21 protein-coding genes and 1 pseudogene are annotated in these 24,547 nt (G+C 47.2%); 11 read left to right on the top strand and 11 right to left on the bottom strand.

The features are described 5' to 3' along the window. The first annotated feature begins 480 nt into the window (after window positions 1-480). The 3 genes from ACINK7_RS10340 (at window position 481) to ACINK7_RS10330 (ending at window position 2,123) form a co-directional block, all read left to right on the top strand. A complete protein-coding gene (locus ACINK7_RS10340; RefSeq protein ID WP_404361271.1) occupies window positions 481-975 on the top strand; it encodes a hypothetical protein in 495 nt (164 codons plus the stop codon). Between the two features lie 182 nt (window positions 976-1,157). Continuing rightward, the gene (locus ACINK7_RS10335; protein WP_404361270.1) at window positions 1,158-1,298 is read left to right on the top strand and encodes a hypothetical protein; all 141 of its coding nucleotides are present in this window, start codon (window positions 1,158-1,160) and stop codon (window positions 1,296-1,298) included. A 150-nt stretch (window positions 1,299-1,448) separates the two neighbouring features. After that, window positions 1,449-2,123 (top strand): response regulator, encoded by a 675-nt coding sequence (locus tag ACINK7_RS10330; RefSeq protein WP_404361269.1) that lies wholly within the window; start codon window positions 1,449-1,451, stop codon window positions 2,121-2,123. Window positions 2,124-2,516: 393 nt separating this feature from the next. On the opposite strand, the gene hypE is transcribed toward ACINK7_RS10330, so the two are convergent. Beyond that, window positions 2,517-3,542 carry a hydrogenase expression/formation protein HypE gene (hypE, locus tag ACINK7_RS10325; protein ID WP_404361268.1) on the bottom strand — a complete coding sequence of 342 codons (1,026 nt, stop codon included), beginning with the start codon at window positions 3,540-3,542 and terminating at the stop codon, window positions 2,517-2,519. A gap of 200 nt (window positions 3,543-3,742) precedes the next feature. Here hypE and ACINK7_RS10320 point away from each other — a divergent pair, with 200 nt between their 5' ends. The 7 genes from ACINK7_RS10320 to ACINK7_RS10290 all read left to right on the top strand — a co-directional run bounded on the left by ACINK7_RS10320 (window position 3,743) and on the right by ACINK7_RS10290 (window position 10,592). Next, the gene (locus tag ACINK7_RS10320; protein ID WP_404361267.1) at window positions 3,743-4,330 is read left to right on the top strand and encodes a HupE/UreJ family protein; all 588 of its coding nucleotides are present in this window, start codon (window positions 3,743-3,745) and stop codon (window positions 4,328-4,330) included. A 20-nt stretch (window positions 4,331-4,350) separates the two neighbouring features. Next, window positions 4,351-4,587, top strand: a complete 237-nt coding sequence (locus ACINK7_RS10315; protein WP_341328889.1) for a HypC/HybG/HupF family hydrogenase formation chaperone — start codon at window positions 4,351-4,353, stop codon at window positions 4,585-4,587. Then, window positions 4,580-4,930 carry a hydrogenase maturation nickel metallochaperone HypA gene (hypA, locus tag ACINK7_RS10310; RefSeq protein WP_404361266.1) on the top strand — a complete coding sequence of 117 codons (351 nt, stop codon included), beginning with the start codon at window positions 4,580-4,582 and terminating at the stop codon, window positions 4,928-4,930. Before ACINK7_RS10315 ends, hypA begins: the two co-directional genes overlap by 8 nt. Before the next feature lie 126 nt (window positions 4,931-5,056). Beyond that, window positions 5,057-5,224 (top strand): rubredoxin, encoded by a 168-nt coding sequence (locus ACINK7_RS10305; protein ID WP_404361265.1) that lies wholly within the window; start codon window positions 5,057-5,059, stop codon window positions 5,222-5,224. Window positions 5,225-5,235: 11 nt separating this feature from the next. Beyond that, on the top strand, window positions 5,236-6,249 hold the full coding sequence (locus tag ACINK7_RS10300; RefSeq protein ID WP_404361264.1) for an NAD(P)/FAD-dependent oxidoreductase: 1,014 nt from the start codon (window positions 5,236-5,238) through the stop codon (window positions 6,247-6,249). Window positions 6,250-6,309: 60 nt separating this feature from the next. Continuing rightward, window positions 6,310-8,580 (top strand): PAS domain S-box protein, encoded by a 2,271-nt coding sequence (locus tag ACINK7_RS10295; protein ID WP_404361263.1) that lies wholly within the window; start codon window positions 6,310-6,312, stop codon window positions 8,578-8,580. A 254-nt stretch (window positions 8,581-8,834) separates the two neighbouring features. Beyond that, window positions 8,835-10,592 (top strand): protein kinase, encoded by a 1,758-nt coding sequence (locus ACINK7_RS10290; protein WP_404361262.1) that lies wholly within the window; start codon window positions 8,835-8,837, stop codon window positions 10,590-10,592. A gap of 11 nt (window positions 10,593-10,603) precedes the next feature. Here ACINK7_RS10290 and ACINK7_RS10285 read toward each other — a convergent pair whose 3' ends face one another. Both ACINK7_RS10285 and ACINK7_RS10280 read right to left on the bottom strand, forming a co-directional pair. Next, entirely contained in the window at window positions 10,604-14,434 is a 3,831-nt protein-coding gene (locus ACINK7_RS10285) for an autotransporter domain-containing protein (RefSeq protein ID WP_404361261.1), read from the bottom strand. A gap of 190 nt (window positions 14,435-14,624) precedes the next feature. Next, a complete protein-coding gene (locus ACINK7_RS10280) occupies window positions 14,625-15,983 on the bottom strand; it encodes an autotransporter outer membrane beta-barrel domain-containing protein (RefSeq protein ID WP_404361260.1) in 1,359 nt (452 codons plus the stop codon). Window positions 15,984-16,473: 490 nt separating this feature from the next. Between ACINK7_RS10280 and ACINK7_RS10275 the strand changes: the two genes are divergently transcribed. Then, entirely contained in the window at window positions 16,474-18,357 is a 1,884-nt protein-coding gene (locus tag ACINK7_RS10275) for a protein kinase (protein WP_404361259.1), read from the top strand. 35 nt (window positions 18,358-18,392) lie between these two features. Here the strand turns inward: ACINK7_RS10275 and ACINK7_RS10270 are convergent, their stop codons facing one another. From ACINK7_RS10270 to ACINK7_RS10235, 8 genes and pseudogenes are all read right to left on the bottom strand, one after another. Next, a complete protein-coding gene (locus ACINK7_RS10270; RefSeq protein WP_404361258.1) occupies window positions 18,393-18,563 on the bottom strand; it encodes a hypothetical protein in 171 nt (56 codons plus the stop codon). Window positions 18,564-18,578: 15 nt separating this feature from the next. Then, window positions 18,579-19,853 (bottom strand): TIGR02270 family protein, encoded by a 1,275-nt coding sequence (locus ACINK7_RS10265; protein ID WP_404361257.1) that lies wholly within the window; start codon window positions 19,851-19,853, stop codon window positions 18,579-18,581. A gap of 44 nt (window positions 19,854-19,897) precedes the next feature. Next, window positions 19,898-20,431: pseudogene (locus ACINK7_RS10260) on the bottom strand (Uma2 family endonuclease). Between the two features lie 272 nt (window positions 20,432-20,703). After that, a complete protein-coding gene (locus ACINK7_RS10255) occupies window positions 20,704-20,907 on the bottom strand; it encodes a hypothetical protein (protein WP_404361256.1) in 204 nt (67 codons plus the stop codon). Further along, entirely contained in the window at window positions 20,873-21,499 is a 627-nt protein-coding gene (locus ACINK7_RS10250) for an ankyrin repeat domain-containing protein (protein WP_404361255.1), read from the bottom strand. Before ACINK7_RS10250 ends, ACINK7_RS10255 begins: the two co-directional genes overlap by 35 nt. Before the next feature lie 117 nt (window positions 21,500-21,616). Next, the gene (locus ACINK7_RS10245; RefSeq protein ID WP_404361254.1) at window positions 21,617-22,396 is read right to left on the bottom strand and encodes a DUF4150 domain-containing protein; all 780 of its coding nucleotides are present in this window, start codon (window positions 22,394-22,396) and stop codon (window positions 21,617-21,619) included. Between the two features lie 9 nt (window positions 22,397-22,405). After that, on the bottom strand, window positions 22,406-23,434 hold the full coding sequence (locus ACINK7_RS10240; RefSeq protein WP_404361253.1) for a hypothetical protein: 1,029 nt from the start codon (window positions 23,432-23,434) through the stop codon (window positions 22,406-22,408). After that, the gene (locus ACINK7_RS10235) at window positions 23,431-24,546 is read right to left on the bottom strand and encodes a DUF2169 domain-containing protein (RefSeq protein ID WP_404361252.1); all 1,116 of its coding nucleotides are present in this window, start codon (window positions 24,544-24,546) and stop codon (window positions 23,431-23,433) included. Before ACINK7_RS10235 ends, ACINK7_RS10240 begins: the two co-directional genes overlap by 4 nt. Window position 24,547: the final 1 nt, after the last annotated feature.

The raw sequence follows: 24,547 nt of genomic DNA, 5'->3' as shown, positions 1-24,547 counted from the left end.
AAAACTGACTAGCCCCCCGCACTTTATTGCCATTAAGTTAAGCCATTCGTAGTGAGCCTGTCGAACCATGAACAGCTTAACAAATCAACTCGGACTTTTCTGTTCTCCTTTCGACTTAGCTCAGCACGAACGGTCTATAAAATATGCTAACTGCTCTTTTTATGTTCAAGACCTTTGCCTTTGCAAGATAGCACTCCGCATTTAATTGATCAGTTCCCTGCATTTAAAGCCCATTAGCACTTGGTCACCCTCTTTTTTATCACTCAAAATGAATTGCACTTGTTAGTTGAATCCGCGAAAAAATAGTTACCTCCGGGTTCATTCGATTTAAATCCCTTAAATTCCGCAAGCCGCAACACATTTATTCTCTCCGAGTAAGTTTCACGAAAGTTTCAAGCAAGTTTCGCGAAAGCTTGGTGAAAGGCATGTGAAAGTATTAATCAATAACATGAGCTTGCCCCATTTTTAAAAGGATTGAATATGAAAAGAACAATCTTGATTCCGACCGATTTTTCGGTGAAATCGCTGAATTTGGTCAACTATACCCTAGCTAACGCCGGAGACGACAAGCTGTATTTCGTTTTGACGCATTGCCGATTTCTTTCCGATTGTCCAATCGACCTGTTGTATTATTCAAAGACCGAATTGCTTCAGTCCTTGAAGAATCCAGAATTCAAAAAAGCTTGCAAGGCCTTACGTCAAAGCTATTCAGCTGACAAGGTACTAATTAAAACGGAACTCTTTACCGGCTTGAATCAAGCCGCTTTCAAAACCTTTATCGACGGCAACCAAATCAATGAAGCCGTCATTCCGAAACGTTACAACCCTAGGTTAAACCGGCAAAAAAGCTTCAATCCGATTCCTTTCATTCGCAGAAGCCACCTGAAAATCACCGAAGTTTCATTAGGCGCTAAGCAAAACGCCCAAGGTAACCAAGAATTAATACTATTGCCGAATGGCTTCCTACTTGCTTAGGGTAATCAAGTCGGGCATTTATTAACTTGATATTTTGCAAGCAATTTATGAGAACTATTAAAACATATTCAAGAAGAATTAGGCGGCTCCGATATTAGCAAAATAGTCGTTCTGATCGATTTTTCAGAACCTTCCGCCGATTGCTTAGCCCACGCGACTGCAGTCAGGTGACAACTATTCTATTGGGTAGAGTAACCTCGCAGGTCATTGCCGAAGCTCAAATACCGGTGCTCGCGATTAAGCATTTCGGCGATCAAATGAGTATCATGGAGGCTTTATTGGTCAGCCGATTCTGGGAACAGCCCTATTCTAAAACCAACTAAAGGAGAAACGATAGGTGATGTTTAATTCTCCGGAAAAGCCGGGGGATTAACTCTGAAACGACCAGAGAGAGAACGGCAAAAAAACACCCTTTGCTCGTTTGCGAGCAACCGAGGAAACAATGTAATCTAATTTACAACGTGATTAAAATCATGAAAATCTTACTCGTAGAAGACGATGCCGTTCTGGCGGATGGATTGGCATATACCCTCTCCCGATCCGGTTATGATGTCACCTGTGCACCGAACGGTAGTTATGCGGAAGGCGCTTTGCTCGCGCAAGACTTTGACCTGTTGATACTGGATTTAGGATTGCCCGACATGGACGGCAGCGAAATCTTATGGAAATTGAGAATGCGCAAGGATACGGTTCCCATCTTGATTTTAACGGCTCGAGACGGATTAAACGACAGAATCGATGGGCTTAAGCGCGGCGCGGATGATTACATGGTGAAACCATTCGATTGCCGAGAATTGGAATCACGCGTCCATGCTCTCATTCGTCGAAGTTACTGCGGTTTTAGTAAAGATATTGTGGTTGGTAGACTAACCCTCGACACCCTTGAGCACCAAGTTCTGGTCGACGGAGATCCATTGATTTTGTTTCAGCGCGAATACGGTGTGCTCGAAACGCTTATGCTACAGGCCGGATACGTAGTCAGTAAGGATAAAATCGCTCAGCGTTTATCGACTGGCGGAGATGAATTAGGTGATAATGCCATAGAAGTCTATATACACCGTTTACGTAAACGTCTAAAGCCTTTCGAAGTCAATATCAGAACTATAAGAGGGTTGGGATATTTGTTGGAAAACGGCAAAAATACTTAAATTTTGCGCGACTGGCCGGTATATTGCGGGATTAAGTGATCGAAACGTTTCACGTTACGATCTGTTAATCCTATCATCACCACGACTCATAACCAAAATGATTCATCTTTCATTCGTTGAATAAATAACGCAAACCAAGTAATCTGCCACTCTTTTGATTTTTTACTCAAGATTCAACAAGCTAAGGAACGAGCATGAAATAACTTAGACAATTGTTGGAAGGGGGGTTGGTGGCTCGATTGACAGGTGTCGGCGGCAGGGATAGCCGCCGTCAAGCCTTCATGGACGTATTCACGGCGTCCTGTCAAGCGAGTCATCAAACCGCCACAAAGCCTACTACTTGTATAAGTTGTTTTGTGCATATTCCTAAGGTGTGTTTGACAGTTCGAAGACTTAACAAATCCGTGGCAATGGGTCATCTTCAAGCTCCTCCAATATCCGTTCTCCGCCTAACGCCGTCTCCAAAATCACCTGGGCTCTCCCGGCTTGAACTTCGCCGATAACCACCGCTTCGCTACAGCCCGCGCCGCGCATTCGTTTAAGCGCTTCTTCGGCATCGCCGGGACTTACTACAGCCACCACCCGCCCTTCGCAGGCCAAATAATAAGGGTCGTAACCTAGGATTTCGGCGACGGTTTTGACTTGCTCGTTAATCGGTATTGCCGATTCGACCAGTTTGACCGTGCCGGCGACAGCCGAAGCAATTTCGTGCGCGACAGTCGCAATTCCGCCTCGGGTCGGATCGCGCATGAATCGTAATCCGGGCAGACCCAACAACGCACGAGTCACCGGGAACACACTCGCCGCGTCGGATTGTAACGATCCGCTCAAGCCGAATTGCTCGCGTGCCAACAACACGGCACAACCATGATCGCCGGCAGTTCCGCTAAGCAAAATGCAATCGCCGGCCTGAATATTATCAATACCCAGATTGACCGAATGGGGTCGTTTACCGACACCGGTTACGGCAAAATAAACACCGCCGCCCTGCCCCCGGCGCAATACTTTAGTATCGCCGGCTACAATGTTAACGCCGCATTCTCGGCAAGCTTCAGCCATACTTCGAATAAGCCGATCAAGCACGGCTATCTCCAAGCCTTCTTCGATAAATGCATTGAGACTCAAGTAACGCGGCGTTGCGCCCGCCACAGCCAAATCGTTCACTGTTCCATGGATAGCCAGGCTACCGATATTACCGCCGGGAAATTCTAATGGATCGACCGTAAAACCGTCCGTCGTGATCATCAACTCACCATCCGATTCGTCGAAAGGCATGGCGGCCGCATCGGCCCGGGTATCGAGCCAGGCATTATCGAGATATTTGGCGAATAAATGCTCGATCAATTCGCGCATGAAACGTCCACCATTACCATGTGCAAGCGTAATGTAGGTATCGGAAAATGAATGTTCTGTTATCATGATGACTTTAGTAAAAATCTTAGGTGGGTATGTTTTTTAGGATGCGCAAGCCGTAAAGCCATTCAACAATCACGACTCTATTAACTGCTTTTGCCGCCAAGATACTAGCATGTTATAAAATCAATTGCCCTGGAGCGTTAAACTGGTTTTTTTACTACAAGCACTAAGTTTTATCCTCAAATTAGCCGAAAAGGTGTGACATGAATAAAAAGTCAATCAATGCAATTATCGGAATCACCGCGTTCTTCGCTTACGGTAATGCGGCTCAAGCCCATACCTTCGGCGCGGAAGGCGCGGGTTTTGCCGAAGGATTCATCCATCCGTTCATAGGCGTCGATCATTTGCTGGCGATGCTGGCAATTGGCATTTGGGCCGTACAATTGGGTCATAAAGCGCTATGGCGCTTGCCGGCCGCTTTTGTCGGTACGATGAGCCTGGCGGCATTATTGGCCTCGTATGGACCGGTCCTACCTTTGTTGGAATTAGCCATTGCCGCAACGGTATTGTTTTTAGGTATTATATTAATGTTTTCGGTGCGTTTACCCATCGCCGCCGGTATGCTGATCGCCGGTTTATTCGCAAGCGTTCATGGCTACGCGCACGGATTGGAAATGCCGCAAGCCGCATCGCCTTTATTTTACGGCGCCGGTTTCATTGCAGCAACCTCACTAGTCCATGCGTTCGGCATTACGATGGCCGTGCTAATTAAACGCCAGCTTTGGTTGACTAGAGCCGGGGGGCTCGCAATTGCGGCCACAGGACTTTACCTAGCCACTGCCACAATTTAAAACTCATTTCGGGAATTCTCATGTGTCTTGCCATTCCTATGCAAATTGCCTCTATTAACGGTAGTCGCGCTGTTTGTTCGACCAAAGGCATCGAACGAGAAGTCAGTTTGTTTCTACTGCAGGATGAGCCGATAGCCATCGGCGATTATGTTCTCATCCATGTCGGCTACGCAATCCAGAAAATCAGTGCAGAAGAAGCACGATCGACCTGGGAATTACTCGATCAAATGCTGACCGAGGATGCGGAGCATGCATGAACTGTCGCTATGCGAGGATTTGCTGGATCAGGTAAAAAGTCTGGCCCGGCAAAATCAAGCGACAAAAGTTGCCAGCATCACGGTTAAAATCGGTGTTTTATCGGGTGTAGAGCCTTTATTGTTGCAAAGTGCTTTTGAAATCAATCGCGTTGATACGATAGCCGATGGTGCCGTTTTGATTATTGAACGACAAGCGGCGCAAATCGTCTGCGAACAGTGCAGCATCGAGTCGGAGGTACCGGCTAATCGGCTCTATTGCCCAATCTGCCAAAGTCGGGAAACTCGGCTTACGGCCGGCAGCGAAATGATTCTCGAAAGGCTTGAACTGGATACTTTGGCTTGATTGTTATGTTAAAACTCATGTTTGCTTTGGCTTAGCTAATTGAGTTATAAATAAATCACTATCGGTATTTCATAGAAAATTGTTTTTGGTACGACTATTTTACTCACTATTAATTAAGGTAACTTCATGGCCGATTATAAAAAATATCAATGTTTAGAATGCGGACATATTTACGACGAGCAATTAGGCGATCCGGATAGCGGAATCGCCCCAGGTACTCGTTGGGATGATATTCCTGATGATTGGGTTTGCCCTGAGTGCGGAGCTGAAAAAAGCGCTTTCGAGCCACTCTAAGTACTATTTCCATGAAAGTCGTGATAATCGGATCGGGGTTTGCCGGCATAACCTTTGCCGAAAAACTACATACTTTAAACCCGGACGCTCATATCACCGTGATAACACGGGAAAGCGACGGCTTTTATTCTCGGCCGTTGCTTTCTCACGGCTTCAGCAAGGATGCTATAGAGCAATCCATCATTCTCAAAACATTTGAAACTATTCGCCAAAAAGGAATTGAAGTTCTAACAGAGACCGAAGCGGAACTTATCGATCGCCACCATAAAATCGTCAATTTGGCAGCCGGATCGATAAAAACAACTATAGACTATGATGTTCTAGTTTTAGCCCAAGGCTCTGCAGCCTTCATCCCGCCGACCTTAATGGTCGATCGCAATAATTTTCATCTCCTTAACAGCTTGGCCGACCTCAAAGAATTACGTCAGATACGCAAAACGTTGTTGAACAAGAACAAACCGCCTCATTGGGCGATTATAGGCGGTGGCTTAATCGGTTGCGAAGTGGCATCGGATTTAGCCGTTTCGGGCGATAAAGTCAGCTTGTTTCATGCCATGGATCGTTTGATGGAGCGGCAGCTGAGCAATGGAGACTCGGCAAAACTGCTTAAAATTTTGAAAAATAGCGGAGTTAACGTTTTATTTAACCAATCTGTCACCGGCATCGACAAGAAAGGCGACGAAATACTTGTTAATTCCAATAACGGCGGTAAATTTGATGTGGCTCTAGTCTCTTGTGGATTCAAGCCGAGAACTGAAATTGCTGCCGCAGCGGGACTGGCTGTCAACCGAGGGATAAAGGTGAATTCATTCATGCAAACCACCGATCCGGCCATCTTTGCAATCGGTGATGTCGCCGAACTACCTAACGGTAAACTATATGCCTTTATTTTGCCGATACGCGGGCAAGCACAATGGCTGGCTGAATACTTAGTCGATGAAGATATTCAACCTTGGATAGCCCCGGACTTTAAGCCCAAATCGAAGGTACATGGTTTTGTCGCCGATAATCCACAGTTTTTTTAATTTTTGATCGATTACTACTGCCCAGTCTTTTGATTCACACTACCATATAAACCGATTAACATGCATTCGTTTATCGACGGCCCGGTTTTAAGCTTAATCATCGCCAGTATTGAAAACCGGACACCTTCGACACCGGTTATCGAAGCAGTCAACGAAAGCGCAATCGCGCTTTTTGGTTATCAAACGCAACAGCTAATCGATAAACCTCTCGACAGACTATTATCATCGTCTAATCCTGAGAAATTTTGGCAGGAAATGCTGGAGAAAATGCCTTTCGAGCAAACCAGCATCAGTTTTCAAGCCGAACTGAAGGATGCAACCGATTCTCCATTTCCCGCATTGATTTCATTATGCCGTCTTGCTTTAAGCGAAGCCGATAATGTAAGCCGATTTGCTTTGCTAATTCAAAAGCTTGGTGAAAAAACTCAGCTCGACATCAACCTTATTTTAATGCTCAGAGCCGTTGAGCAAAGCGCTAGCGCAGTTATTATCACCGACCCTTCCGGGCGCATCGAATACATTAATCCGAAATTCTGTGAAATGACCGGATACGCTAAGGAAGAACTACTCGGTTTTAACCCGAAAATTTTGCAGTCGGGCGATACGACAGCCGAGCAATATCTAAACATGTGGCAACAACTGTTAAGTCGGGGCGAATGGCGCGGAGAAATTAAAAATCAAAAGAAAAACGGTGAAAATTACTGGGCGTTTGAAAGCATCAGCACCATAAAAAACAGCCAAGGTCAAATTACTCACGTTCTCGCTGTCGAAGAAGATATCACCGAACGCAAGCATTTTGAAGCGGCACTTAAGGAAAGCGAGGAACGCTTTCGGCAAATGGCCGAAATGACCGGAGAATGGCTGTGGGAGCAAGATCCGAACGGATATTACATCTATAGCAGTAATGCGGTCGAGACCATCATCGGCTATACCCCTGAAGACGTCTTAGGAAAGCACTATACCGAGCTATTGACACCTCAAGATCAAACCAGCTTTCAGCCTTACTCTTCGGTACATAAACCTTTCTATTCACTACTGAATCATTATCGTCATAAAGACGGACACGAAGTAATCGCTGAATCTACCGGATTACCGATTACCGACAAACAAGGCAATTTGATTAAATGGCGCGGCGTGGACAGGGATATCACGGCACGTAAACATTATGAAGACGCATTAATAGAAAGTGAGAAAAGAACACGGTTAATTATAGAAACCGCGCTCAATGCCATTATCATCATGGATTCCTACGGCATCATTACCGATTGGAACCAAAGAGCCGAACTCATGTTCGGATGGTCTCGCGAGGAAGCAATAGGTCAAAATGTCGCCGGGTTGATTGTTCCTAAACGCTTTCGTAAATCGCTGAACGACGAACTGCAAACTTTTTTGCAAACCGGCAAAAGCCCGGTTTTGAATAAACTGACCGAACAGATCGCTTTACGTAAGAATGGTGTCGAATTTCCTATCGAACTCAGTGTAGCGCCGCTAAAAATCGGCCATGCTTACGAATTCAGCGGATTTGTGCATGATATTACCGGGCGAAAAGCTGCCGAACGCCAAATACGCATGGCCCAGGTCAATTTAGCCATTGCGCAAAATGAAATGAGAATTGCTCAAAACATACAAGCATCGTTGCTTCCCTCTGCACCGATTATATCGAATCAGTTCAAAATCACCGGGTTTTGCCTACCTGCAACGCAAGTCGGAGGCGATTATTTCGATTATTTTTACCGTGACGAAACACATCTCGACATAGTCATTGCCGACGTCTCAGGTCATGCCGTGGGACCCGCTTTATTTATGGTTTCGGCAAGAAGCGCCATTAGGGCGCAAGCACATTGGCCGGCATCGCCGGCGCAAACGCTTAATGTGTTAAACGACTTTCTGTTTGCCGATCTCAACCATTCCGACTACTTTATCACCTTATTCTACCTGCAATACGATACGCAAACTCACCACTTAAAGTATGCCAATGCCGGACATCCGCCTCCTCTACTTTACCGTCGTGATCGAGCTCAATGCGAGCAACTCGACACGGACGGTCTCATCGTCGGCGTTCGGGAACATGTCGAATTCGAGGAAAAAAGGACTATGCTGGCCGAAGGCGATTGTTTACTTCTTTACACGGACGGCTTGACCGAGGCGGAAAACCCCCAAGGCGACTTTTTCGGTACCGAACGGCTCGTGGATATTTTTTCTCAGTCCATTGAATACGAGCCGAACACCATAATCGATCATATTGTTCAACAGCTCAAACAATTTTGCCAAACCGAAGTGTTTAATGACGATATTACGCTGATGGTGTTTAAGAGGGTGAATAGTGAATAGACTGCTTGCCTGGATTTAGGTTCGGAAATACTTATTAATTGTTCTCTATTGAATTCAGTAGCCTGCGCTTACTGCAGTTGGTAGAGACATTTCCGCTTTTTTACAAGCACCGCTGGGTTTACAAAACCCGTCCGGCTAGTCATTCACTATTTACCTTTCACCTTTTACTATTTACCATTCACTATTCCCGCCTATTATTTTGCATTATCATTTCGCTCATTAAGAGCCGTTACAGACCGATTCACCGGAAAATCATGGAAACCCCATTAAGCCACTTTGTTCAGGTATTTAATTCTTTTCGCGAAGGTGAAACAACCTTCGGCGATTTGTCGAAACAAATGCGTCAGCTGCTTAGCCAACATCCCGAACAATCAGGCGAACTGCGCAAGTTGCTGGATGACTTCTTTGAACAGGGCTATTTACCACCGCAAATTCACCAGGGTTTAATCGCACAAACAACCCTATCTCTGCATAATGCCGACGAAACACGAATAAGCACGTCCTCTCACGAGCAAGATGAAACCATTGTCCGGCCAACAACAAAAACCAATACACCAAAACCGGGCGAAAGCATTCAACCGAATGTTGACTTCGAGAATACCCGGTTGACTGATCGTTTCGAATCCACAGCCCAAAGGGGTGCGGTTAGTTCGGTTGATATAACATCCGGACAAACGATTAATACGACTCGCGGCACTAGATATTCCGGATCATCGGGATTTAGCTCAACCGAATCTGAAAAAATTGGTATCGGCTCGGTGTTAAAAGACCGTTTCATACTGGAGGAATTACTCGGTAGCGGCGGCATGGGCGTCGTTTATAAAGCGCTGGATTTACGCAAACAGGAAGCTCAAGATAAGTCTCCTTATGTCGCATTGAAAATTTTAAACGACGAATTCAAGGATAACCCAACTTCCTATATTGCTTTGCAACGGGAGACAAGAAAGGCTCAAACACTGGCTCATCCGAATATCATTACCGTCTATGACTTCGACAGAGACCGATCGCATATTTTTATGTCGATGGAAGTGTTGACCGGCCAATCACTAAAAGACTACATCAATAAAGTTATTCCTAACGGTATGCCGTTCAAAAAAGCCTGGCACATTATCAAAGGCATGTGCTTGGCTTTGGCTTATGCGCATAAAAACGGCATTATCCATTCCGACTTTAAACCGGGCAATGTTTCGATATTAGAGAACGGCGAAGTCAAGGTTCTCGATTTTGGTATCGCTTGTGCGGTAAGTCGCCCCGATAAGGAACAGGACGAAACCGTTTTCGATGCTCGTAGGGACTTAGGCGCATTGACGCCGGCTTATGCCAGTCTGGAAATGTTTTCTAATAAAGAGCCCGACCCTAGCGACGATGTTTACGCGCTTGCTTGCGTCATCTATGAAGTTTTGACTGGAAAGCATCCTTACGGAAAATTATCGGCACTCAAAGCCTATGAGCTTAATCTGCAGCCTAAAGCGGTGCCTAGCCTAAGTCGTCGGCAGTGGAAAGGTCTGCAGCGCGCCTTGGCCTTGGAAAGAAAAGATCGCACTCCCTCGGTCAAGCAGTTCATCACCGATTTGCAGCCACGATCGCCCCTACCGATTATTCTGGGCACAATGGCTATAATAGCCATTGTCGTTACGACCGGAGGCTATATCAAACTATCGCAGGAAACCGACCCGCTTCAAGATAAAATTATTGAACTAACGCCAAAGCAACAACTTAAGGTCAAAGACTTACTGGAACTGGCTGAGATACATTTTGAAGTCGGTTATCTGACCGCCCCGACCGGCAGTAATGCTTTATGGTCGTATCGACAAGCGCTCGAAATCGACCCTTATAATAAAGAAGCCAAAAACGGTTTAAAGAAGATTGCCGATATCTTGGCAGAACAAGCCCAGCAATTATATGCTGAAGGAAAATACGATGAAAGCCTAAGCAAAATTGAAGAAGGGCTCGAAGCGATACCCAAGCATGACGAATTATTGGCGTTAAAGAAAAAAATATTAAATTACTAGCAAACAGTCGATTAAAATTCTATCCGAATCCCGACATTAACCGCATGTCTTGAAACAAGCTGTTGCCCTATAGTTGTATCATACTGAACGAATGCCGATCCGCCATAGGGTAATTGTGCGGATACCGCAGCCCTGACGTTGACATAATCTTGATCGACCGAAAAAGAATCGGTCGTAAAATGAATATCCGGTGCTTCTACGAAACGGGTTGTCATCGCAGGCTGTCTATCAATCCATTGCCGTTCCCATTCGATATTGACTTGTGAAAAAATAACGCCGAACGGTGCGCTGTATGCATGTGCGATCATGCCGCCGAAACTACTGGTAACCGAGTCGTATTGCTGATCATCAATGACCAGGTTCATGCCGAGTTTGGCTCCCCGCTCCTCACGCCCTGCAATGTAATTATGGCCGTATTCCGCCCGCGCGCGTAAACCTAATGTCCATTCCTGAATAAAAAAATCATAACCGGTGCTCAAGGCAATGCGATTTAGCCAACCATCGGTTTCGCTCAGTGCGTTTTCTCGAACATCGAATCCGTTGGCATCGGTGTAAAATGCAGTCCGTTTCGTCTGATATTGATTGTAAGAAAAGCCGTTTACAAAATCGACATACCAATTTTCGGTCAGATTCAAGGACCCGAATAGCGACAAGGTATATCCGTCGACCGTCTGATTACCGCCGCCTAGTGCAATGTCTGATGTTGTATTACCGTAACCAACCGACAATCCTAATAACAATTTGTCGCCAAACCAATAATCGGCGCCGGCCGTTACACCGTAAAGAATTGAATTATAGCCTCGCTGAGTCACCGTTGCCGTTCTATCGACCCATTCGAATTGACCGTTGATAAATAGGCCAAGATTTTTAAACATAGAACCGGTGTCTCTGATATCGCTATCGGAATGCATGTCGACCGAAAAAGTCGCTGCAGAGGGAGTTCCTACCGGCGCTTGCTTATCCGCTGAAGGAGGCGCGGCCGTTACCGTGCTCACGCTGACAGAAGGAGCTGAACTAGAAACCGATGCCGATCGTTGACTGTCCATGCGCTGAACGACATGACTGCTTTGCAGCTTAGTGACTTGCCCGGATAAGGCTTGCTCAACCGCCATTTGTTTCGGGCTAATTTGTCTCAAGGCATTAATAAATTGATTAACTTTGTCGGTATCTGAAAGCCCTTCAGTCAAAAAGGGCTTCAAACTGTTGAGTAAACTTTGCAGGCCGGCAGGCGTCGAGGGACTGCAGTCGATTTGCTGTAGCGCACTTGCCAGCGATTGGACATCGGCCGGCACGATATTCGGCAAACGCGGCACTATGGTCAACAAAAATGCTTTTTCTTGCTTGGAAAATACATAAAGATCGTTCGAGTCGGCCGGGCAGTCGATATTTTCGTTAAAATTGCCGGTAATCGTTCCGGTCGTTGTTGTTAAGATCGCCGCTTGTGCAAACGCTTGTGACGGTGAAAAGTCGGGTTGACCCGCCAAGCGCGTAAGGTTCAACTGAGCGCCTTGTATGTCGATGCTACGAGCGGTAATCGAATCGGTTACCAATGCGCCGTTTACACCGCCGAATTCAATATTCAGGGTGCTATTACCGGTAAAAACCAGATCGGCAGACGGAGCGTCGATATGAGCGATACCCAAGCCATCGGGTGCCGGACCCGGCGAAAAGGTATTGTTGAATATGACAGTTCCGCCGTAGGCTCCCGTCCCGGCAACCGGCCCATTCAGCATCAGATTGGAACCGGCCCCACCCACCAAGCCTTCGTTAATTAATTTGCCGCCGATGATGCCGTTACCGCCGAAAACGCCTGCTTGGATATTCGTCAGGTTTTGAAGCCATATTCCATCGACCTGTGTACTTCCGGCGGTTTGTATATAGGTTCCTTCTCCTGTTAACGATGCCCCGGCAGACACGACCACATTGCCCGAATTGAGCAATACCGATTCGTTATTTAAGACAAAATCGCCGCTCAGCAATAAATTGGTGGAGGTTCCGCCGGTCCCTTCGATGATCAAACGCCCGGGCCCTTGCATCTCTCCTCCGGATAACAATGCCGAAGTGACCGTCAAGTCTCCGGGTCCGGAAAGTACGCCGCCGGTTAGGTTTAATTGGTCGACTTTGAGACTGGCTGCCTGAAATGTGACGACGCCGTTATTAATTATCAACGTATGTCCTAGTTTGACCGCATCTGGCGAAGTATTGGCGAAGTTTACGACCCCGCCATTAACGGTCGTCGTACCGATAGACTCGTAGACGCCCAGAATATCAGTAGTCCCTCCGCTGAAAAGGACGTTCGTCGCTTTCAGCCCCGCACCTTCCTCAATCAGGTTCGTGCCTCCGCTGAATGTCAACCAATCCGGCGACAAAAGGAGGTCGTTCCCGACCGTATTATTTCCACCACTGAATTCTATTGATTGCGACGAAATAGTCACGCCAGCATTTAATTGATTGGTTCCGCCGCTGAAGTTTAAGTTCGCGGTTGAAATCGCTGCACCCGGCTCGAATTCGTTCACTCCTCCTCCGAATTCGAGTGTACCGTTTCCAATGAAGGTTCCGGTATGAACTCGGCTGCCGGTAAAACTCAGAACACCGGCTTCGATATTTGTCGTGCCGGTGTAAGTGTTGTTACCGTTCAATGTTACTGTGCCGCCGGTCGTCTTAGTCGCGCCATCAGTGCCGGCCAACACAGCATCGATACTTCCGGATTGCAGATTGAATGTGCTGTTGGAGGTTAATGTACCGCTACCGCTGATCGAACCCGATTCCAAGGTTACGCCGGCGACCGTGTCGTTGAAATTACCCAGCGCCAATTCGCCGCCGTTGATTCGCAAATTGGAATTATCGGCAAAAATATCATCGGCGCCGAGCGCCAAGACACCTTCGCTAACGGTCGTTGTGCCGGTATAGGTGTTATTAACGTTCAACATCACAATGCCGTCGGTTGTTTTAGTCGCACCGTCGCTTCCGGCCAGCACCGCATCTATGCTTCCTGATTGCAGATTGAATGTGCTGTTGGAGGTTAATGTACCGCTACCGCTGATCGAACCCGATTCCAAGGTTACGCCGGCGACCGTGTCGTTGAAATTACCCAGCGCCAATTCGCCGCCGTTGATTCGCAAATTGGAATTATCGGCAAAAATATCATCGGCGCCGAGCGCCAAGACACCTTCGCTAACGGTAGTTGTGCCGGTATAGGTGTTATTAACGTTCAACATCACAATGCCGTCGGTTGTTTTAGTCGCACCGTCGCTTCCGGCCAGCACCGCATCTATGCTTCCTGATTGCAGATTGAATGTGCTGTTGGAGGTTAATGTGCCGCTGCCGCTGATCGAACCCGAAGCCAAGGTGACGCCGGCGAACGTGTCGTTGAAATTCCCAAGCGCCAGTTCGCCGCCGTTGATCAGTAAAGTGGAGTTATCGGCAAAAATATCATCGGCGCCGAGCGCCAAGACACCTTCGCTAACGGTCGTCGTGCCGGTGTAGGTGTTGTTGCCGCTCAACGTCACCGTGCCGCCGGTCGTTTTATCGAGTCCAATATCTCCGGATAAAGTTGCATCAACACCGCCTGCCTGCATATCGTAATTAAAATCCGTTGCAGTAAGTGTCTGATTTCCAGTCAAAAAGGCATTCTGGGCGGCTAAAGTAAATTTCGAAACCGTCGGAGATATATCGAGGTCGACGGTGTCGTCGATGTCGATAACAGCCTCGTCGGCATTAGCGGGCGGTGCTAAGGGGTCGGGAACCGGATTGCAAGTCCAGTTCGCTGGATTATTCCATAACGAGTTTTCGCTTCCATTCCACGTACAAACGGCAGCATCGGAGATGGGGCTGAATTGCATCAGGCATAGGATGCAAAAACAACTTCCTCCTCTCAAACTGAATAACATTGACAAACCCGTTCAATCGAGAATGACACAATGTACTTAGAAACAAATATTGGCGTGATGACTGATAAAAGAAAAGTTCTTGAAATCATGTCTGCTTTAACATATATGCCAAAACGTTCCATTCGATGAATAGTGTTTGCTTTTAAAACTCCATCCTAGCGCCAAAATTGATACTGTGGCTGCTGATGTCTTGATAGCCTAGCATCACATCATACGAAACGAAGCCCGATAAGCCGTCGGCAAAAGTACCCGACAAGCTCGTTCCGATCGTTGCGAAATTACGGTCACCACTTTGCGAAACGATGTTGAAACGCTGTCCGGTAGGATCATCTACAAAACCGGCACCGATATTTCGGCTACCGTCCTTGTATTGATGATGCCATTCGGCTCTGAATTGCGCGATCACGACGCCGAAAGGCAAGCCGAACGCATAGGAAGTCTCGCCGCCCAGCGTCGTTGTCCATGAGTCAACATTCTGATCGCTGAACGCCATACCAAAACCCGCACCGCCGCTTTCGCTAAACGAATCGACTGAAAGCCCGACATAATTGCCTCTGAAATAAGGCGTTAAACTAAATGCGCCGTAGGAAAAGTCATAACCAATCCCCAAACTATAGGCATGTTGATTGCCGCCGGTCGAACCGCTAGCTTCAGTGCTGACGTTTTGAAAGTTTATTCGTCGGACCGTATCATATTGGTTTCCGCCATAGGATGCGATCGCGTCGAGATGAAAGTTATCCCAAAAATAATAGGTTCCGTAGATCGAACCGGTATAGGTATCGGTCGTCGTTTCGCCTTGATTTCTGCTGAAATCGGCATTTGAACGCAAATAACTAAAAGCGCCCCCTAAAACCAAATCTTCAGTCAGCTTATAATCGGCACCGCCGGTAAAACCGTAGTTGTCGTAATTGAAGCCGACCTGTTCAAACGTATTATTGACATCGCCGACTTGAATATTCATGTTTAGCCAGACGCCGAGATTGTGACCGAACAGTCCGAAATCATCGCCGGCCGCTCCGCCAAGCTCAGACACCGACTGACCGTTTCGATAAAATTGAAATCCCGATGTTTGAATGCTGCCTTGATGGCTGGAATGAATTTTGGACAGCCGGTTTTTGAGCGTACTTTCGACTAAGCCAAGTTGCCCCGCTGTGATTCGAGTTGCTTGGGTGCCTTGTTGAATGAGTTGCTCCGGAGAGAGTTGCTGGAAGATGTTGGCGGCTTGTTCAGGATCAAATAAAATATTGCTTATTGAATCTAATTGTGTACATAAACTAGAGTCAGATATTGTCTCATTATCCGGCAGAAAACAATTGGAATACACATTTTGTAACGTAGATATCAAGTTTTGTTGGCTAGAATTGAACAGGCTCGTGTCGATAGAAGACGATTGGGCGAAACTGGCCGGAGGCATGGCTAACGCACTAATGGCTATCAAAGATGGCAACGAGATACTATACAAAACTGGCCTATTCGGTTTTGCTTTCGACTGGTTTAACATGACTCCCCCTAAATTTGGAATACTTAAAAAATGATGATATCGGGTGTGTAATTATTCACACCCCTATCATTCCCACGTAGAGCATGGGAACGAGAATTAACGGGGGCTGAATAGTTACTTGGGTGTTATTATTTTTGTCGGGTTTAACAACCGAGGCCATCAATGACCGGCTTATTTTTGCCCCAATCCAGAATAAATTTGATAAGCGTCACTAATAAGACTCATTTTATCAGCAAATCAGGATTTTAAATTGCTCTGATTGTAAAATAGATTAACCGTAAGTTTTCTCAAGATTTTACAAAAAGTTATCGGCTCATTGTTTAGTTTGTCGGTAATTATTCTGATTTCAGTGTGAGCCTCACCTCATTACCGCAAACGACGAATGATAAACGTCTAAAATTGAACTACATTGATTCTTTTTGAATTTTATTGTTGTCCAACACCGAAAAACCGCCAATTGTGACCCCCACTTAAATGCAGCCGAGGCCCAATGTTTAACGACGATTCTCATTCTAATACGCCGCTGATCGAAGAAGACGACTCGACACGTTTTGCCACAAATCGTCCTTTGACTATTGAATCCGACAATAAAAATTCCGGCAATCAGAGATTCAAGAATCTGAGTGTACTCGATATTCTCGGTCAAGGCGGCGTCGGCCGGGTTTATCTAGCCTATGACGAAACAATCGGCAGGCGAGTCGCAGTCAAGGAAATGCTGGATGAACTAAGCGGCGACGTCGAACTCGATCATTCGTTTTTACATGAAGCCAAAATTACCGGAAAACTTGAGCACCCGGGCATTGTTCCTGTTTATGAGCTGGGGCAACGAAACGACGGTAGGCCTTATTATGTGATGCGCTACATTAAAGGCGAAACGCTGGCTCGAAAATTCGAAAAAATATCCGATACCGATCCCAAAACCGGATTCAATCAACGCATTCAACTTTTGGATATTCTAATCGATGTTTGCAATACCTTAGCCTATGCGCATGCCAAAGGCGTCATTCATCGCGATTTAAAACCCGCGAATATCATTGTCGGTAATTTCGGCGAGACCATCGTGGTCGATTGGGGATTGGCCCAGGTGCTGGATGATGACGACAATACCTATTTTTACCGAGAAGCGCTCACTCACCAACGCGATAGTTTAAGCGACTCAAGCACATCGGAAGCGCTTGGTACACCTGCCTATATGGCGCCGGAACAATTCAGCGGCCGCGCGGATAAAACATCGGACGTTTACAGCCTAGGAATGATCCTCTATAAAATTATTACCGGCAGCCAACCATACCGAGGTTCGATTACCGTAATACAGCAACAAATGGAGAAAGATGTCGAAACCCCCTCTCCTAAACGATTCAATACTGCAGCACCTCCGGAATTGATTGCGATCTGCGAAAAAGCCGTGCATAAGAATCCTTTGCAGCGTTTTACCGATGCCGGAAAATTAGCTGAAGAATTGAAGGCTTTTCGTGACGGACGCATGGTCAATGTCTATGCCTATTCAAGACGTGAATTATTAAGCCGTTTTTTTGCGCAAAATAAATTTGCCGTTTTCACGACCGCATTACTACTCATTACCATTAGTATCGGAGCGGGATTTTCGCTTCATTATGCGCATCAAATGAAGGAAGCTAATCATGAAGCCGAACAAGCCTTAAGCCGAATCACTTTTTACGGAGAACGTTCACAGCAACAAGCACGATCTATCGTGCATGCGCTGCAATCGAAAATCGCATTGGTATTTTCTAATCTAAACCAAGCCGCAGAGAAACTCGGTTCCGGCGACATTGCCGAGTCATCGATCTTAGAAGAATTACAAAACCGTTATCCTCAGTTTGATTCGTTTTCTATTCAACCTATTTCAGTGCTAACAGGAGCGTTTATCGCAAGTGAAGAAAACGATGAGCTAAAACCGATCGCCGACGTCGAAAACAACCGCCTCATAATCAAATACCGAGTACCGATCGAAAAGAACGGCCGCATTACCGAATATCTTGAGGCTAAAATGTCGCCTGAAAAGGTGCTGCCCAAACTGTTTACGGCTATTCTGAAACAAGATGAAACAAACCGGGATATCTGGATCATGCGTAGCGACGGCCTAATTATTTATGACGCCAATTCCGATTATATCGGCACGAATCTATTCATCGATCCGGTCAGCCGCCAATCATCTTCGCTGCAGGCGTTCGGGAGATTAACCATAGTCGATGACGACAGCATCGGCTATTACAGTTATCGCGAAGACGGCACCGAAGTTTTTAAGATTGCCGCTTGGGATTCAATTGAATTCAACACCAAAAATGATTGGAAAATAATTGTCGACTATACTTATCTGCGCAAGGAAATGAGAAACAAATTCCGTTTATTCTAAAAAGTAACTGCCAATTCATTAAGCCGGTAAAGTCTTTACACGAACAACAGCAAAACGGCGACAATACCGAAAATCATCGCGAGCCGTAACCATATTCGTGCCTGTACCGTTAGGCAACGCCGGTGAGTCCAAAAGTCTCTCAATACCAAACCTAAAAATACAATCGAAACGAGCAAAAAAATCAATCCTGCAATGGATATCGACATGGAACGTTCTCCCGCTTATTCGCTTAACCAAGACTGTTGCCGCCATCCTGGAGCGCGCACTTCGAACAAAGGCTCCTCAGCTTGCATCAACGCAAGCTCCAAGGCAGTAGACTTACGCTGGCGTTGATAACCTTCGGTCAATACGCGTTTACACTGCAATTCCGAGATCGGCATGCCTGATAAATAGCGAACGCCTTGGTTGAAACGCTCCTTGTTCGCGTCCCACCAAGCGACTATTTTTAGAGGACTAGGCCAGGGTAAGTCTTCGTCGCTGTCCATCGCGACATCTTCATCTTCCGGATTTTCGGTCGATCCCGCTTCGAAATCTTGCGGCGGTTCGTCGTCCAAATCTTCATAAGCGATATCGACTCCGGTGATGCTGCTGAACGCCTCGCCGGCCACTCGCGACAACTCGGGAATGCTCATTTGCTTGATCAGCCAAGGAACGTAAAACGGATCGCCGATAATGCCGACGCCGACGACCAAATCGCGTTGCCATTCCGGAAATTGGGCCAGACTCCTCAGCCATAGATGCGCATCGGTTGGAGACATTGCGCGCAATAACAAATCAAATGCACGCTGACCCAGCGGAGATTTATTACAGGCTACAGATTTCAATGTTTCGATCGCCCGTTTTCTATCGCCTAACAGCACCGAGGACCAGGCGGCCCATAATTTCACGGTTTCATCGTCGGCCTGCTGGTGCCCTTTTATCGGGTCGATCAGATCACGGCGCTTGAGTTGCCCGGCCGTTCGTAATGCGCAGGTTTGGAGTGGGACCGGCGCCGCATCGTCGGCGATGATATTGGCAAGAATCTGTCCCGGATCGGCGCGATGAACCGCGCAGGCGGCAATGCCGATCTGCCTGAGTAATGGCGACTGCGATGTCAAATAGCTTTTGACCGTACCGGCTAGTCGTTGCGGCGCAACCCAACCGAAGGCCGAAACCAGACCGCGCAACGTTTCCGGAAATTGTGCCACGGTTTCGAGAACGCGTTCAAGGCGATTCGCATCCTTGCTTTCCAGCGCCAAGACACCTGCGGCAAAAACCTCCCCGGCCTCACCGAGTTTCAAAGCTTCTTCGCACAACCGCCAAGCATCGGCACCCCCAATGCGTAGGCCATCGAGATGCGCTTCGATGCGACTATCGAGCTTGGCAAGATCGGATAATTGATAATGCGGCGCGCCGACAGCACTATCGCGCAGAATCCAAAGGAAAGCAGCCTCTTCGACATGTTGTTCGAGAATCCGTGGAATGATTCTTTTGGTTATTGCGCCTGGAGTATGCAAAATTTGTTTTCCTGAGTTCTATTCGGATAACTGATGCATCGATCTCAATCGGCATTCTCGAAAAGCGAAGCTTGATCGATTACCAAGTCTACACTTAAAAAATGAACCGGTTCATTCTCGCTGAATTCATACAGCACCCAATGTCCGGTATCGTCCCGCCGAAAGAGTTCCGTTTTATGGCCGACCGGGTCGATCAATGCATATTCGGCCAAGAATGCAAATTTCCTGTAGTTGGCAAACTTTTCTCCCCGGTCATAAGCTTCAGACGATTCGGACAAAACTTCGACGATCAAACGCGGCTCGGACATATAGCGTTCGGCTTTATGATCCGACTCGGAACAGGTGACAAACAAATCCGGATAGAAAAAAGCATCCGCCAAGTCCAGTTTCAATTTCATGTCGGCCATTTAGACACGGCAAGGCGTCCCTGCAAGATGATTTCCAAGGAATCGAAAAAGGTTCCCGGCTATCGTGGCATGCTGACGCGTCACGCCAACCATTGCGAAAATTTCGCCGCCGATGAATTCGTGTTTATCTTTTTGCCGTTCCTCCCATTCGAGGAATTCTTCCGGGGACATCGGTTCAGTTGTTGCCGTTAAAGACATCGTCAATGCCTCCATAAAGTCTCTATAAAGGGCCTAAAGTACAGAATAGGCAAATTTTGTAGAGCAAAACTTCTTACTCTGAAAGTACGGGATCGGAAGAGTCTGGGGTTGCTCGACAGCACGCATCGATATGAAAAGGATGCAAACGCCGCACCGTAAAAAACAGAATCCCGCAGCAAATCGATATGGTCGGTCAACAAATTCAGCAAATTGACCGTAAAAAATAACAACCGCCCGGTACAAAATTACGCCGATAATTCGGCATGCAATCTCCCGAATATCAAATCAGAATAGTAGGGCGGTTTCGCACCAGCAAGCCGCCCAGAAACCTTGGCGAACATTTCGGCATCGTGGCTTCGTTCATTGGTGGATTGCCAAGGCAAATCCTCCCTATGTTCATCTGCCGAACGGCCGTTACAGATTACGACGGTTAAAATAGAATAATTCATTTATTGTGTTCCATGCTTCATAATTCAGATTATCTCGTGTAGGTAAATAATCTCGAGCAGTTTGACCATCTGAGTCAGTGGCGTCCGGATCGGCTCCCGCATTAAGCAACAGTTCAATCATTTGAACGTTTAGTTTCCGAGTTGCCAATCCTAAGGCTGTGTATCCACAAAAACCACCACTATCGTTGATTGTTTTTTCAGCACCATATTTTAGAAAAAGCGCAGCCATTTCAAGGTCGTCCTGTTCCACTGCGAATCGAAGCGGTGAGCGGTCTTCATCGCTCAAAGCATTTGGATCAGCGCCAGCCTTAAGTAGTAGTTCAAGTACTTCGAAACTTCCTACAAACATTGCCGCATGCAGTGGAGTAAGCTTGCTGTTAATATAGGGAGCGTTAACATCAGCACCGTAGCTGAGTAAAAGTTGAACAATTTCGACTCCCCCTCCAAATTCGATCTCCTCTATAGCTGCACCAAGGGGACGCCACTCAGGTGGCTGAGTATAGTGGGCATTTGGATCCGCACCTTCAGCAAGTAATTTGGCAACTAATTTAATATCGTGTTGATCTATCGCAGTAAATAACTCATCTGACATGAAGTTTGTATCTCCGTTATTTGTGATGAGGCTATGGGCAGAAGTAATATTATGATTATGACAAGATTTAGATTCATGGCTATTTAATAACCGAGCTAAGTTTATTTGGCTACTGGATTAGAAACACGGATTAGGGCGCGCAGCTGAGGTCGTCTTGCCAAGTTCAATTGTATTTGCCTTACCTCTAGCAAGGGCTGCTTCCTCTTTAGCGTGCCTTTCATCCGTCACACCACCAAAACAGTGTTTTGTAACTTCTTTCCTTGCTGCTAGACAATCATCGAAACCTTTAAGCCGTGCCTGAATCTCTTCACAGGTAATATGTGCAGTCATTTTAGGATTCTTTAAATTCTCAATAACTTTTTTACCTTTTTTTAGTGTTGGGATAGATTCGCAAGCACGCTTTTTCTCTTTCTTGGCATTTTCACAAGGATCATCGCTTGACGGCAGTTCTGGTGGAACCATTGAATCAGTATATGCCATAGGAACAGCTCCATTAGCCATGGGACTGGCGTGGTTGTTCGTTGTCATATCCAAATGACGAACAACATTTTCTCCTTCAAACTTCACATCCATTGACCAGCTTATGAAATAAGCCTTTCCTTTTATTTTACTGGTAATCACTCCTTTCTTAGCCGCACATCCTGCTTCATCACCCGTCGATGTTTTAAAATAGGACTTATTTTTCAGCATGACCTCCTGTCCGGATATTTTTACAGTCTTGCTGCCTTTCGCGGTGTCTTTGGCGAAAGCGGTATTGGGATAAGGAATGGGGACTCCTGGTGGAGTGGCGGGATTTTCCGGGGGTGTAAAACAAACGTCTGGAAATTCGCAAATAGTCTTACCGTCAGCTTTCTTGCACGATATTTCACGACCATTAGCAAAGACATCATTCGCCATTATTGAACCTTAATCTTTTGCCAAAAAAATCATCGAAGAACGCTTACCATCGTCGTTGCCTAGATGAGCCAGAACATGGTGACCTTTGCTATATCCTTTTTCACTCGCGGATTTGAATACCGCCAACATAACGATGCCTAAAGACGCGCCAACTTCGCCGACACAATCCGCCGGGTGCCAGATATCGAATTCTTCCCTCTTTGTGCGATCAATTCGGCTAAAAGCCAGACTCGCTTCTTTAAAGTAGTAATGCTCTCCCGATATGTCGGTGATTTTAAAATCCAGAATACTCTCGTTGCAGCCGGCATCAGATAGGGACTCTTTTATCGCAGCCGTCAATCCATCCGCTCGCAACGGCTCTTCTGAATAGATATGGGCCTTTTCGACACCGAAGCCCAAGCCGGCGCAAATCAATTGCGGCTCCTGTTTGGCGTGAAGCGGTTCGACCACCAGCGCGGCGCCGGCCTCGCCGGGTATGAAACCGTTGGAGTTTTGGCTCGTTAGCAAGCGCTCGTGTTCTTCATAATGCGCCAGCGTCTGCGCGACCAATAAACTATCGGTGGCGGCAATCAACACATGCTTGAGTTTCAACTCCTGAATTAGCGGTCTGGCATGCCTCAGCGCGAGTGCGACGCCGACATGTCCTCCGGCGATGACCAGCGATTTTTCATGAAATTCCAGTTGCAGTTCTTCGAGCAAATCATGAAAAAACTGATTGTCGTCGTCGATGACTCGGCCTTTTCTGTCGTGCTCCGACAAACAAAGCAATAATGGCGTCTCGGCGGGATTGATCAACGGGTTGCCGGACAAGCATTCTCGGATCGCAGCGGCGGCCATTTTGATCAGCTTTGTTTTGCCGCGCCACGGTTGTTCGAGAGGCACTTCGCAGCCCATGATCCATTCGCCGCCTTGGTCCATGAAGCGGGTTTCCTGAAAATTGTCTATTGCACAGCGAATCGCGGCACAGCTCGCCGGCGCATCGAGGCCGACGCCTGTGACCAGGCCGGTACCGGTAATCGCTAACGAAATACCGCTCAAGATTCCTCCTCCGCTTCCGATCGATTGGCTTTAGCCAAATGCGCCAACGAAGGATAATAGGTCTTGCCCAACTCCCGAGCACGCCACCAAGCCCGAGACATTTCGCCGACCAGTACTTGTGAAACTTCGAACATACTCTTCTTCAACGGTCGTGCGATACGCCAGGTGATCGTGAATCGCCCCGAATCGGGCTCGATGATCAAGGTATCGATCACTGCACGGGCTTCTTCCTTGCCGCCTTTTTTCGGGAAAAACACGACTGGCATGTCTATTTTTGGCAACCAAAAACGGTTACGTCCCGACGGCGTCAGATTGGCCAGCACGATCTCTTCTCCGCCTTGCAAATATGGAATTTGTTGATCCAGCGGCGCCGCCTGAAAATAGGCTTCATCGAAATCGGGCGGCAGGAACGGAAAAATGTTGTCGGTCCAGTTTTGATCGTAGGTGCCGGCCAATCGGTAGCGCGGCTCCCAACTGCGCCCGACTGGCCCGAAGGACATCGGTCGATAGTCGCCGGCGGGATTCGTGATCGAACGTTCGCTCTCCTCGGTATTCGGCATCGGTGAACCGTTAACCAAATCGCTGCTCAGAATTTGATGATAGCCAAGCCCTACCGGATTGGGCCGATAGGCGCTATGTTTTTCGGGATCGACATGAAAATCGTCCAGGCCGCCGAAGGCGCGATCATAGGTGATCGGCATTTGCAAAAAGGGCGCTGCAGGTCCTGCCGAGATGCCGCCCGCACCCGCTTGCCAAACGCGATCGCCGACGACGCGAAATACTTTCTTAAAATCGCCGACTTTAAGGCCGACCGGAATTTGATTGACCGGCATGCCTTCCGGCGCATAGGCGGTTCCGAGTAGCAACACGTCGCAGCGGGGTTTTCTTGGCGCGAAGTCGCTTTCGTAAATCGGCGCTGAAAATCCCGGTTCTCCGGTGAAAGTATCGGCGAAAACCAATGGCACTTGTTCTTCGGCAAGCTCGGGCGCCTGATTGGCCCATTTGGGTATTTGAAAAGTCCCTTTGATTACGACCACCAACAGTTCTCGGCCATCGACTTGCAAGCCTTGAGTATAGGCTGCCTGCATGCGGGTGGCGTTGATCAGGTCCATA

It is taken from the genome of Methylotuvimicrobium sp. KM1 (assembly GCF_044788715.1).
Lineage (GTDB): Bacteria > Pseudomonadota > Gammaproteobacteria > Methylococcales > Methylomonadaceae > Methylotuvimicrobium.
This window is presented reverse-complemented; position numbering and strand designations above follow the sequence as displayed.